At 41.0% G+C, this 13,024-nt stretch carries 13 protein-coding genes and 1 pseudogene; 13 read left to right on the top strand and 1 reads right to left on the bottom strand.

Annotated elements, in window-relative coordinates:
* Window positions 1–199: 199 nt before the first annotated feature.
* Complete coding sequence (locus tag D8862_RS06565; protein ID WP_125449465.1) at window positions 200–916, bottom strand: GntR family transcriptional regulator; 717 nt, start codon at window positions 914–916, stop codon at window positions 200–202.
* Window positions 917–1,232: 316 nt separating this feature from the next.
* On the opposite strand from D8862_RS06565, the gene D8862_RS06560 reads away from it, so the two are divergent.
* From D8862_RS06560 to D8862_RS09705, 13 genes and pseudogenes are all read left to right on the top strand, one after another.
* The gene (locus D8862_RS06560) at window positions 1,233–3,020 is read left to right on the top strand and encodes a glycoside hydrolase family 35 protein (RefSeq protein WP_125449463.1); all 1,788 of its coding nucleotides are present in this window, start codon (window positions 1,233–1,235) and stop codon (window positions 3,018–3,020) included.
* The gene (locus D8862_RS06555) at window positions 3,017–3,493 is read left to right on the top strand and encodes a PTS sugar transporter subunit IIB (RefSeq protein ID WP_000156962.1); all 477 of its coding nucleotides are present in this window, start codon (window positions 3,017–3,019) and stop codon (window positions 3,491–3,493) included. The genes D8862_RS06560 and D8862_RS06555 overlap by 4 nt, the downstream gene beginning before the upstream one ends.
* A 26-nt stretch (window positions 3,494–3,519) precedes the next feature.
* Window positions 3,520–4,425, top strand: a complete 906-nt coding sequence (locus D8862_RS06550) for a PTS mannose/fructose/sorbose/N-acetylgalactosamine transporter subunit IIC (RefSeq protein ID WP_125449461.1) — start codon at window positions 3,520–3,522, stop codon at window positions 4,423–4,425.
* Window positions 4,412–5,233, top strand: a complete 822-nt coding sequence (locus D8862_RS06545; protein WP_007522597.1) for a PTS system mannose/fructose/sorbose family transporter subunit IID — start codon at window positions 4,412–4,414, stop codon at window positions 5,231–5,233. The genes D8862_RS06550 and D8862_RS06545 overlap by 14 nt, the downstream gene beginning before the upstream one ends.
* Before the next feature lie 3 nt (window positions 5,234–5,236).
* A complete protein-coding gene (locus tag D8862_RS06540) occupies window positions 5,237–5,641 on the top strand; it encodes a PTS sugar transporter subunit IIA (RefSeq protein ID WP_125449459.1) in 405 nt (134 codons plus the stop codon).
* A gap of 104 nt (window positions 5,642–5,745) precedes the next feature.
* Window positions 5,746–6,912: an SIS domain-containing protein gene (locus D8862_RS06535; protein WP_125449457.1), complete on the top strand. Its 1,167-nt coding sequence runs from the start codon at window positions 5,746–5,748 to the stop codon at window positions 6,910–6,912.
* Between the two features lie 10 nt (window positions 6,913–6,922).
* Window positions 6,923–7,918, top strand: coding sequence for a tagatose-bisphosphate aldolase (gene lacD / locus D8862_RS06530; RefSeq protein ID WP_125449455.1), 996 nt, complete (start codon window positions 6,923–6,925; stop codon window positions 7,916–7,918).
* A gap of 146 nt (window positions 7,919–8,064) precedes the next feature.
* Window positions 8,065–9,102 carry an aldose epimerase family protein gene (locus tag D8862_RS06525; RefSeq protein WP_125449453.1) on the top strand — a complete coding sequence of 346 codons (1,038 nt, stop codon included), beginning with the start codon at window positions 8,065–8,067 and terminating at the stop codon, window positions 9,100–9,102.
* 107 nt (window positions 9,103–9,209) lie between these two features.
* On the top strand, window positions 9,210–10,064 hold the full coding sequence (locus tag D8862_RS06520; protein WP_125449451.1) for a VOC family protein: 855 nt from the start codon (window positions 9,210–9,212) through the stop codon (window positions 10,062–10,064).
* Window positions 10,065–10,375: 311 nt separating this feature from the next.
* A complete protein-coding gene (locus tag D8862_RS06515; protein ID WP_125449449.1) occupies window positions 10,376–10,948 on the top strand; it encodes a hypothetical protein in 573 nt (190 codons plus the stop codon).
* Window position 10,949: 1 nt separating this feature from the next.
* On the top strand, window positions 10,950–11,615 hold the full coding sequence (locus D8862_RS06510) for a hypothetical protein (RefSeq protein ID WP_125449446.1): 666 nt from the start codon (window positions 10,950–10,952) through the stop codon (window positions 11,613–11,615).
* A gap of 12 nt (window positions 11,616–11,627) precedes the next feature.
* Window positions 11,628–12,293: a lantibiotic ABC transporter permease gene (locus D8862_RS06505; protein WP_125449443.1), complete on the top strand. Its 666-nt coding sequence runs from the start codon at window positions 11,628–11,630 to the stop codon at window positions 12,291–12,293.
* Window positions 12,294–12,339: 46 nt separating this feature from the next.
* A pseudogene (locus D8862_RS09705) lies at window positions 12,340–13,007 on the top strand (lantibiotic ABC transporter permease).
* Window positions 13,008–13,024: the final 17 nt, after the last annotated feature.

The raw sequence follows: 13,024 nt of genomic DNA, 5'->3' as shown, positions 1-13,024 counted from the left end.
AGGCTTTATGAAAGAACTATAATAAATGGAGGAAATTATAAGATTAGGAAGCTGTTTTTGTGGAAAACCAGTAATTTCTATCTAACTTGTTTTTAGTAAAAACACTACTAATTAAAGATTCACCCTTTCTCGCCTGTTCATTGCAAATCAAGCATGCTATAATGAAATAGAAAAAGCCGAGCTAGGCTCAGGCTTTTTCTTAATGACCTCGATCACACGAGATGAATTTGATTTTGTAGTAGTCAGCTCGCTTATAAGTTTCACTATAGGCAAGGACTTGGCCAGTGGCCTCAAGTTTCGTAGTCTTTGTTTGGAAGACAGTTGGGAATTGTGTATCGATTCCTAGTACAGAAGCAGCATGCTCTGGTGTTGGAAATGCGATTTCGTTGATTTCTTCAAAATGCTCATCAGTCATGTGAATGCGGTAATCCAATTTGAAACGTTTATAGATAGAGCTATAGTAGTCAAGATTTGGATAGTTGGCATTGATATATTGTTCGGGAATATAAGAAGTGTGGTAGATATAGGTCACACCGTTAGTTTGACGTGTCCGTTCGATCTTGTAGTAGAATTGGTCTCCACGCAAACCAAGTTTTTCCAAATATTCAAGCTTATTTCCACGTTCGATAGAAAGGACAGTTACTTTATCGTCCTTTGTTTCAAAAATTTCCACATCTGAAAACTCAACGAGTTTGTGCTTACGAGCGCGTGAAACAAAAGTTCCTTTTCCTTGTTGGCGGACAATATAGCCATCTTTGGCAAGGTCGTTCAAGGCACGAACAACTGTGATAGAACTGACATCATACATCGCGATCAACTCTGCTTCAGTATAAAACTTGTCTCCACTCGCAAATTGACCTGAGATGATTTTATTCTTGAGTTCGTCTTTAATATATTGGTATTTTGGAATAGCCATAATTGCACCTCAATTTTTTTCTTTCTCCTTCTTTGATTTTACCACAAACACAAAGAAAATAGTAGCATTTAGATGAAAAAATAACATAATACATTAAAAATATTATTTTGCACATATATAAAAGCGCTGTCAAAACAGAGGTCGTGCAAAAGCCCTCATTTCATGCTATTTTTTAGATAATTTTGGTAAAAAAGAAGTAAAAAAATAGAAAAATTTTAAAGAATTTTCTAAAACCTATTGACAAATGCACAAGATTTGATTATAGTTAATATTATAATAAATGAAAGCGCAAACTTGGTAAGTCAGAGGTAATAACATGACAAGATTTAAAATTGAGGACGATTTCTATTTAGACGAAAAACCGTTCAAGATTTTGTCCGGCGCCATTCATTATTTTAGGATTCCAGCAGAGGATTGGTATCATTCTCTCTATAACTTAAAGGCGCTTGGCTTTAATACAGTTGAGACTTATGTGGCTTGGAATTTACATGAGCCTGTTGAGGGAAAATTTAATTTTGAAGGTGCTCTAGATTTGGAGAGATTTCTTCAAATTGCACAAGATCTGGGTCTCTATGCCATTGTACGCCCGTCTCCATTTATCTGTGCGGAATGGGAATTTGGTGGCTTGCCGGCTTGGCTCTTGACCAAGGACATGCGAATCCGTTCGTCCGATCCAGCCTACATCGAGGCTGTTGCTCGCTATTATGACCAATTATTGCCGAGGCTCGTGCCGCATCTGTTGGACAATGGCGGAAATATTCTCATGATGCAAGTTGAAAACGAGTACGGCTCATATGGTGAGGATAAGTCTTATCTACGAGCGATTCGGAAATTGATGGAAGACCGAGGGATTGATTGCCCACTCTTTACTTCAGATGGCCCATGGAGGGCTACTTTGAAAGCCGGAACTTTGATTGAAGATGATCTCTTTGTGACAGGGAACTTCGGTTCTAAGGCTCCTTACAACTTTTCACAGATGCAGGAATTCTTTGATGAGTATGGCAAAAAATGGCCTCTCATGTGTATGGAATTCTGGGATGGCTGGTTCAATCGTTGGAAAGAACCCATCATCACACGTGATCCGAAAGAATTGGCAGAAGCTGTTCGAGAGGTGTTAAAGCTAGGCTCCATCAACCTTTATATGTTCCATGGTGGAACAAACTTTGGTTTCATGAATGGTTGCTCGGCTCGAGGGACTCTGGATTTGCCACAAGTTACATCTTACGATTATGATGCCCTTCTCGATGAAGAAGGAAATCCAACTGCTAAATACCTAGCAGTCAAGAAGATGATGGCAACCCACTTCCCAGAGTATCCACAGTTGGCCCCACTCTACAAGGAAAGCATGGAGATAGAGGCCATTCCACTAGTCGAAAAAGTTTCCTTGTTTGAAACCCTGGATAGTCTGGCAAGTCCAACTGAGAGCCTCTATCCAAAAGCGATGGAAGAACTTGGTCAAAGTTATGGCTACCTTCTCTATCGTACTGAAGCAAGTTGGGATGCAGAAGAGGAACGCCTCCGTATCATCGATGGACGTGACCGAGCTCAACTCTTTGTAGATGGTCAATGGATTGCCACTCAATACCAGACAGAAATTGGTGAAGATATCTACTGTCAGGGAAATCGAGAAGGCTTTTCAGAGATTGACATCTTAGTCGAAAATATGGGGCGTGTCAACTATGGACATAAGTTCTTGGCAGATACGCAACGTAAAGGAATTCGCACAGGTGTCTGTAAAGATCTACACTTCATGTTAAATTGGAAACAATATCCACTTCCATTGGATAATCCTGAGAAAATTGATTTTTCAAAAGGATGGATAGAAGGACAACCAGCCTTTTACGCTTATGACTTTACAGTCGAAGAGCCAAAAGATACTTACCTAGACTTGTCTGAGTTTGGTAAGGGAGTTGCCTTTGTCAACGGGCGTCATCTAGGACGTTTCTGGAATGTCGGCCCGACCCTCTCACTTTATATCCCTCATAGCTATCTCAAGGAAGGTGATAACCGCATTATCATCTTTGAAACTGAAGGTGAGTATAAAGAAGAGATTCATTTAACTCGTAAACCTACACTAAAACACATAAAGGGGGAAAATTTATGACAATTGTAGGATGCCGTATCGATGGACGTTTGATCCACGGTCAAGTAGCCAATCTTTGGGCAGGGAAACTAAACGTTTCGCGCATTATGGTTGTAGACGATGAAGTCGTTAACAACGATATTGAAAAGAGTGGCTTGAAACTTGCTACACCACCAGGTGTGAAACTTAGTATCTTGCCGGTTGAAAAAGCGGCAGCGAATATCCTTGCTGGTAAATACGATAGCCAACGTCTCTTTATCGTGGCTCGTAAACCAGACCGTTTCCTTGGTTTGGTTGAAGCAGGTGTTCCGCTTGAAACACTCAATGTCGGCAATATGTCTCAAACACCAGAAACTCGCCCTATCACACGTTCTATCAACGTGGTAGATAAGGATGTGGAAGACTTCCACAAACTGGCAGAAAAAGGTGTTAAACTCACTGCTCAAATGGTTCCAAACGATCCAGTTTCAGACTTTTTGAGTTTATTAAAATAGGAAAAAATTTTTAGGAGGTCATTGTTATGATACAATGGTGGCAAATTTTACTTCTCACTTTGTACTCAGCTTATCAAATCTGTGATGAGTTGACAATCGTTTCATCTGCAGGTTCCCCTGTATTCGCTGGTTTCATTACTGGCTTGATCATGGGGAAACCAGAGATCGGTTTGTTTATCGGTGGTAGCTTGCAGTTGTTCGTTCTCGGGGTTGGTACCTTCGGTGGTGCTTCTCGTATCGACGCAACTTCTGGTGCGGTTCTTGCAACAGCATTCTCTATCTCTCAAGGTATTGATACAGATCTTGCGATCACAACAATCGCTGTACCAGTAGCAGCACTTTTGACATACTTCGACGTCCTTGGACGTATGACAACTACTTTCTTCGCACACCGTATTGATGCTGCAATCGAACGCTTTGACTATAAAGGTATCGAGCGCAACTACCTACTTGGTGCAGTGCCTTGGGCTCTTTCACGTGCCCTTCCAGTATTCTTCGCCCTTGCTTTTGGTGGAGAATTCGTACAAGGTGTTGTAAACCTTGTTAAAGAATACCAATGGGTTGCAGATGGTTTGACTCTTGCAGGTCGTATGCTTCCAGGTCTTGGATTTGCAATCTTGCTTCGTTACCTTCCAGTTAAACGTAACCTTCACTACCTTGCAATGGGATTCGGTTTGACAGCTATGTTGACTGTTCTTTACTCATATGTAACAGGTCTTGGTGGAGCTGTTGCGGGTATCCTTGGTACTCTACCTAAAGATGTTGCTGAAAAAATTGCTTTTGTGAATAACTTCAAAGGTTTGTCTATGATCGGTATCTCTATCGTAGGTATCTTCCTTGCAGTGCTTCACTTCAAAAATAGCCAAAAAGTAGCTGTGGCAGCACCTTCTACACCATCAGAAAGTGGGGAAATCGAAGATGACGAATTCTAATTACAAACTTACAAAAGAAGATTTTAATCAAATCAACAAACGTAGCTTGTTTACTTTCCAATTAGGTTGGAACTATGAGCGTATGCAAGCTTCTGGTTACCTTTACATGATCTTGCCTCAATTGCGTAAAATGTATGGGGATGGAACTCCTGAATTGAAAGAAATGATGAAAGTTCATACTCAATTCTTCAATACTTCACCATTCTTCCACACTATTATCGCTGGTTTTGACCTTGCTATGGAAGAAAAAGATGGTGTAGGTTCAAAAGATGCCGTTAACGGTATCAAGACAGGTTTGATGGGACCATTTGCTCCTCTTGGAGATACTATCTTTGGTTCACTTGTACCTGCTATCATGGGATCTATCGCAGCAACTATGGCTATCGCTGGTCAACCATGGGGTATCTTCCTTTGGATCGCAGTTGCAGTTGCTTATGACATCTTCCGTTGGAAACAATTGGAATTTGCTTACAAAGAAGGGGTTAACCTTATCAACAACATGCAAAGTACCTTGACAGCTTTGATTGACGCTGCATCTGTACTTGGTGTCTTCATGATGGGTGCTCTCGTAGCAACAATGATCAACTTTGACATTTCTTATAAATTGCCAATCGGTGAAAAATTGATTGATTTCCAAGACATCTTGAACTCAATCTTCCCACGCTTGCTTCCAGCAATCTTCACTGCATTTATCTTCTGGTTGCTTGGTAAGAAAGGTATGAACTCTACAAAAGCTATCGGTATCATTATCGTGCTTGCCTTGGCTCTTTCTGCCCTTGGTAAATTTGCACTTGGAATGGGCGCATAATTTATGACAAAATCATTAATTTTGGTGAGTCATGGTCGTTTCTGTGAAGAACTGAAAGGTAGCACTGAAATGATTATGGGTCCACAAGACAACATTCATGCAGTGGCTCTTCTTCCAGAAGATGGTCCCGAAGAATTTACTGCTAAATTTGAAGCTGCTATCGAAGGGTTGGATGATTTCCTAGTCTTTGCGGATCTTCTAGGTGGTACACCATGTAATGTGGTGAGTCGCTTGATCATGGAAGGTCGCAATGTTGAACTCTACGCGGGAATGAATCTGCCAATGGTGATTGAATTTATCAATGCAAGCCTTACAGGTGCAGATGTGGACTACAAGAGCCGTGCTGCAGAAAGCATTGTAAAAGTCAACGACCTGTTAGCGGGCTTCGATGATGACGAAGATGAATAAGATGTGACTTAGAGCATCTTATATAGAATATACATGGGAATGGGAGTCACTCCCATTCCCATATTTTCAATAGGAATGAAACAACAATAGATTAGAGGAACTCTATGCTAAATTACACAAAAGAAGAATTGCTTGAACTGGGTGCAGAAATCACGACTCGTGAAATCTACCAACAGCCTGATGTATGGAAAGAGGCTTTTGAAGCTTATCAAGCGAAACGGGAAGAAATTGCAGCCTTCCTACAAGGGATTGCTGATAAACATGACTATATCAAGGTTATCTTGACGGGTGCTGGGACTTCTGCTTATGTGGGAGATACCTTGGTGCCTTACTTTAAGGAAGTCTATGATGAACGCAAATGGAACTTCAATGCGATTGCGACAACAGATATCGTAGCCAATCCAGAAACTTATCTGAAAAAAGATGTGGCGACTGTCCTTGTTTCCTTTGCTCGTAGTGGAAATTCACCTGAAAGTGTGGCGACGGTTGATTTGGCTAAAGCTTTGGTGGATAATCTCTATCAAGTGACCATTACATGTGCTGCAGAAGGGAAATTAGCTCTTCAAGCTCATGGCGATGACCGCAATCTTTTGCTCTTGCAACCAACTGCTTCTAATGACGCTGGATTTGCCATGACTTCTAGCTTTACGTCTATGATGCTAACAGCTCTATTGGTCTTTGATCCTACAGAATTTGCTGTGAAAGCTGAACGTTTTGAAGTTGTGTCTAGCCTTGCCCGCAAAATTCTAGACAATGCAGAAGATGTCAAAGAGTTGGTTGACCTCGACTTTAATCGTGTTATCTACCTAGGCGCTGGTCCTTTCTTTGGACTTGCTCATGAAGCTCAGTTGAAGATTTTGGAGTTAACAGCTGGTCAAGTGGCGACCATGTATGAAAGCCCAGTTGGCTTCCGTCACGGTCCAAAATCATTGATCAACGAAGATACAGTTGTTTTGGTATTTGGTACAACGACAGACTACACTCGCAAGTACGACTTGGACTTGGTTCGTGAAGTGGCTGGTGATCAGATTGCTCGTCGTGTTGTGCTTTTGAGTGATCAAGCCTTTGGTCTTGAAAATGTCAAAGAAGTAGCCCTTGGTTGTGGCGGTGTCTTGAACGATATTTACCGTGTCTTCCCTTACATCGTTTATGCCCAACTCTTTGCCCTATTGACTTCACTCAAGGTAAAAAATAAACCAGATACACCGTCTCCTACTGGTACCGTAAACCGTGTGGTACAAGGTGTGATCATTCATGACTATCAAAAATAAGGAAGTGTCTATGAGTAAATTACAATTAAGTCCTAATAAAGTAGCTTGCTTGCAAAAACTCTCTGACGAGAATGGCATTATCTCAGCTCTTGCCTTTGACCAACGTGGCGCTTTGAAACGCCTCATGGCTCAATACCAAACAGAAGAGCCAACAGTGGCTCAAATGGAAGAACTCAAAGTCTTGGTAGCAGATGAATTGACTAAATACGCATCCTCTATGCTTCTTGACCCTGAGTATGGTCTTCCAGCTACAAAAGCCCTTGATCCAAATGCTGGTCTTCTCCTTGCTTATGAAAAAACTGGTTACGACACAACAAGCACCAAACGCTTGCCTGACTGCTTGGATGTTTGGTCTGCCAAACGCATCAAAGAACAAGGCGCTGACGCTGTCAAATTCTTGCTTTACTATGACGTAGACAGCTCTGACGAACTCAACCAACAAAAACAAGCCTACATCGAACGCATCGGTTCAGAGTGTGTGGCAGAGGACATTCCATTCTTCCTTGAAATCCTCGCTTACGATGAAAAAATCGCTGATGCAGGTTCTGCAGAATACGCAAAAGTGAAGCCACACAAGGTTATCGGTGCCATGAAGGTCTTCTCAGACCCACGCTTTAACATCGATGTCTTGAAAGTAGAAGTTCCAGTCAATGTGAAATACGTTGAAGGATTTGGTGATGGTGAAATCGTTCATACACGTGAAGAAGCAGCAGCCTTCTTCAAAGCGCAAGACGAAGCAACAAATCTTCCATACATATACTTGAGTGCAGGTGTATCAGCGAAACTCTTCCAAGAAACACTTGTCTTTGCCCACGAATCAGGTGCAAACTTTAACGGTGTTCTTTGCGGCCGCGCAACCTGGGCAGGATCAGTTGAAGCATACATCAAAGACGGTGAAGCAGCAGCTCGTGAATGGTTACGCACGACAGGTTTTGAGAACATTGACGAACTCAACAAAGTTCTTCAAACAACAGCGACTTCATGGACTGAACGTGTGGAAGCATAAAACAAGTATAGAAGAACCCCCTTTTGTTAAGAAAATACTTAGAGTTTTGTGACAAAGGATTTTGAAAATAAAAACTACAACCATAGATGGTAAATAGGCTCTCTATGGTTTGTTTACTTAAGAGAAATGGATCAAAGGAGAGAAGAATGAAAGCATACACAGAGCGTGTATTTGGAAATCATGAGGGCAAGGATGTCTTGGCCTATCGCTTTGAGACTGAGGCAGGTTATCAGCTAGAGGTCATGACTTATGGTGCGACCATTTTGCGCTATGTAACGCCTGACAAGGTTGGAAATTTTGCCAATGTTATCTTGTGCTTTGATGATTTTGATAGCTATGTAGGCAATAGTCCCAAGCATGGAGCAAGTGTAGGTCCTGTAGCGGGCCGTATCGCAGGTGCGACATTTGAGCTCAATGGCCAGACCTATGACCTTGAAGTCAACAATGCCAGCAACTGTAACCACAGTGGTTCAACAGGTTGGGATTCAAGCTTGTTTGAATTGGTCGAGGTGAGCGACCATGGCTTGACTCTCTACACAGAGCGTACAGACGAGACAGGAGGATTTCCTGGTAATCTCAAGATCTGGATCAGCTATCACTTGGAAGAAACTGGCGCCTACGAAGTCAGCTATAAGGTGACGACAGATCAGGATACGCTTGTCAATCCAACTAATCACAGCTACTTCAACTTGTCTGGTGATTTCACGCAGACAATTGATCGCCATGTCTTCCAGCTAAATACGGAGGGCATTTACCCAATTGCTCCGGACGGGGTTCCGGCAAAGACTCCAGATGCCAATCGCGATGTGGTTAAACACATCTACAATGGTGCTTTGCTCAAGGATATCTTTGCAGAGGACGATGAGCAAATCCAGCTGGTATCTGGTTTGGATCACCCATTTGTTCTCCCTACAGGTCATGACAATGCTGGTTTCCTTTATGACCAAAACTCGGGTCGCTTCCTACTCTTCAAGACAGAAGCCCCTTGCTTTGTGGTCTACACAGCAAACTTTGTGGATGAGAGTGTCATCATAGGAGGCCAGCCAATGGTACAGCACAATGGGATTGCCCTTGAAGCGCAGGCCTTACCAGATGCTATTCACAGTGACTTCAAAGACCAAGTCATTCTCAAAGCAGGGCAAACCTTTACCAGCAAAACTCGCTACGAGCTTGTTGTAAAATAAAAAGAAGAGCTGGTTTCCAGCTCTTTTGAGTTGTCTTCGTTGACATTCTATCTCAATAGTGTGTAATTGATGTAATATATGAAGTTACAACAAAAAGGAGACACCCTATGACTTATGCTTACAAAAGCCACATTTACCTAGCAGAGGCGGTTTTAAATGTCAAGGATTTGAAGAGTCAAACGGCTTTTTATCACCAGATTATTGGCTTGGAGATTTTATCGCAAACGGAGACCGAAGCGATTTTGGGACTTGGTAGAAAAGCCTTGGTCCACTTGATTCAGGCGGAAAAGTCTGGCGAAGTAAGGGAGCATTATAGGCTCTACCATCTGGCGATTTTGTTGCCGACACGAAAAGCCTTGGCAGATGTCTTGAAACACCTAAGTGATTTACGCATTCCTCTGGTTGGAGGTGCGGATCATGGATACAGTGAAGCCCTTTATCTGGAGGATTTGGAAGGAAATGGCATTGAACTCTACCGTGATAAACCAGTTTCTTCATGGGATATTCGAGAAGACGGCCGCATTATTGGTGTGACCGAAGCCCTTGCGGCACAGGACATCTATGAGTTAGGGGAAAAGGTGGATCCCTTTATCCTAGCTGAAGGGACGAGAATGGGGCATATCCATCTATCGGTGAAGGATAGCCACGCGGCGAGTCAGTTTTATCAAAAGGTGTTAGGGCTGGAAGATAAATTTAGCATTCCTAGTGCTAGTTGGATAGCGGCAGGTCAGTACCATCACCACCTGGCTGTTAACGAATGGACTGGAAGAGGTCTGGCTCCGCGTGAGCAAGGCTTGCCAGGCTTGGCCTACTATGTCCTTGAGGTCGAAAGCAAGGAAGAACTTTTGAACATCGTTAAGCAAGCACAAGAGCTAGAAGCACCGATCAAATGGCTACATTCGAGTGAAGTGGATCTTGTAGACCCAGATGGGATTGTGACCCGCATTCGCTTGGCACGATGAGACGAGGAAAACACATCATTTACTTTAGAGACATAGAAAAAGGCGGACAAGCTCGTATTCTGTTTTTAGAATGCGGACTTGTTCGCTTTTTATGAACTGACGAAGCCTTTCTTGGCCCTAGCAAAGGTATCCGTCGGGGATATTTCCCCTTTTCTGGGGGTTCATGCTATAATACTAATAAACTTTTCTTTCTTTAGGAAGGCAAATGCCGAAAAATCAGCTAGACTGCTCGCAATCGTCGTCACGATGCTTTTAAGAGAAAGTAGGATTCTGTTTGAATATCCGCATTGAGTTTAGGAGACAGGAAATAGATGGACACAAGTGTAAAAAATTTAATCAGTATGGGCCCCCTGGAGGACTATTTTATTTATTATGATCTGAAGAAACAAGTATTCTACGGTGTAAAACAAGGCATGAATTATTCAGCCATTGCAGCCCCTATTGCAATCTATTCCTTGCAACGGCTGTCGAAGTTGCTCAACCAAACCTTTGGAGATGTCTCCTCCCCTTTTAATCTGCTTTTCTTGATCTTGATGTCTCTGTTTTTAATTTTCGGGACCATTCTCCTTGCCAAATCTACCCGACGCAACATGAAGAAAGATAGATTTAGAAAAGTCCAGCTGACAAAAGCCAATATCAAAACCCTTAGGAGAAAATCTAGGGCGTTGACAGTAGTTGGCTACATTTTTGTTTTAATAACGATTTTTTCAGCCTATCGTTATCTGGCTGTTTCTGATTTTCAATTTTTAATTATGTACATGTTAGGGATTGGTATTCTTACATATATGGTCTATGATTTACGGATGAAAACACGCAAACGACTGTTCAAGGAGCTGATGGAGACATTACAGGACGATAGCCGAGGGAAAGCGAGAGAAATGTAAGATGAGAAAAATCATTTATATAGGCCAAGGAAGCCTACAATCCGTCTACTATAACACAAAGACGAGAGAGGCTTTAGCGACAGAATCTAGCGCCTCGTCAGACACCGAAGGTGCCATCAGTTCAAAGAAATCCAAGTGGCCTTGGATTCTCTTCTTTGCTTTCTTGCTAGTTGCTATCATCGGTATTTGGATTCGTTCCTTGATAGCGCCTTTTAAATTGAGTGAGTGGATGGCACCTATCCATCTAGCTGCAATCCTTTTCGTTTTTATCGGAAGTGTTTATGGATTCGATAAACTTTTCTATAGTGGGACCAAGTCTGTCGTTCCAGCAAGTGAAGAGCAGTTTAAAGAAGCGGTAGAAAGCAGTGAATTTTGGAGAAAATCTCCAGATAAGAAACCAACAGTCGAGAAAATCATCTTGTATCTATTTGTTATCCTTGTTCTTTTGTTCTGTCTGGTTATTGTTGTATTCTTTGCCATACCTGCGACCTTCATTCCTTACTATGAGCATGAATGGTTTGAGTTATCGATGTTCATGGTACCAATCGGAGTAACGATTGTTCCAATTAGCGTCGTACTGCTCTTATTCCAAAACAACCCAATCCGCTGGCTCTTAGCTGTGCGAAAGTATGAACAGGGGAAAGTGATATTTAGGGAAGAGAAGTAAGAAGAGGATAGTATGAAAGAAAAGTATATTGAGTTTTTAAATATGGCAGTTGTGGATACTAGTCCTATAAAGCGTTTTGATTATATAAGGGCTTTTGCAATGGAGGTTGTTTTTACTTTACTAATATTTATAGTATCTATTTTTATAAAAGGTGAGATGCATGATGTGAGCTTGATTATCTTTCACATTACTATTTATCATGCATTAGCTTTAGTGTCCATATTCTTGTTATTTCAAAAGTTTTCTAAGTCAAAATTCTTGCAATTGATTCCAGCTAGTTCTATTCTAATTTCTCATGTTGAGTTTCTCTTCTGGGGATCTATATTTTTAGGGAAGAACTACTGGTCTGTCTTCATGGTATTGATTAGTCTAAGCCTTATTTTCCAACTACTCACTTTTGTTTATCAGTTATTAATTGTTCCTAAGGCTAAGAAATTACCGCATGGTGAGTATAGGAAGAATCTTTTATTTCTTCCTTCTGTTATTTGCCTATTGATTTCAGCAATTGTAGTAATCATAGCACGTTTATTTATGTTGCCAGGAATATATATAGTTACTTCCCTTGTTGTAGCGAGCATAGCCTGCCTTCCCTATTATTGGCTCGAGTATGCACGAGTATTTACTGGCTGGAAAAAGAAAAGCACCAATAACTTTATTTACAAAGGAGAAATAAAATGAAATTAGTTAGAGTGGCTAGTAGTATAGCTCGTGCTAGGAGGATAAGATGAAAGAAAAGTATGTTGAGTTTTTGAATATACTGATGACTTGTCATATACCAGTGAGAAATTTACATTTTTATCTTACATTTTTAATCGAATTTCTATTTACTTCAGTAGTATTGCTTGTTTCTATATTTACAAAGAATCAAATGCAAAATCTTGGTATATTTTTGATTCATGTTACTATTGTCCATATGGTAATAGTATTGCTTGCATTTTTGTTGTTTCAAAAATTTTCCGCTTCAAAATTATTACAATCAGTTCCGACGACTTCGTATCTTTTTCTTCATTTTGAATTTCTTTTTTTGAGCTCTATATTCTTTGGGGAACAGTATTTATTGCTATTCTTTCTTTTCATTGGATTGAGCTTTGTTTTTCAAGTAGTAAACTTTTTTTTTATCAAATATCAATTGTTTCAAAGGTCAAACGAATGCCAGATAGTGAGCATAAGAAGAATATCTTACACTTGCCAGCCCTTATTGTAACAATAACGTCAGCAGCAATAGTAGTCATAACACGATTGTTTATGTTATCTGGAATTTATATTATCATCGGATTAGTAGGAATGAGTATTTCATGGAACTCGTTCTTTATTCTCGGCTATACTCAGGTATTCACAGGTTGGAGAAAGAAAAGCACCAATAACTTTATTTATAGAGGCACAATAAAATAAAATTAATTAGAGTGGCT

The sequence above is a fragment of the Streptococcus oralis genome, assembly GCF_003942585.1.
GTDB lineage: Bacteria > Bacillota > Bacilli > Lactobacillales > Streptococcaceae > Streptococcus > Streptococcus oralis_BE.
This window is presented reverse-complemented; position numbering and strand designations above follow the sequence as displayed.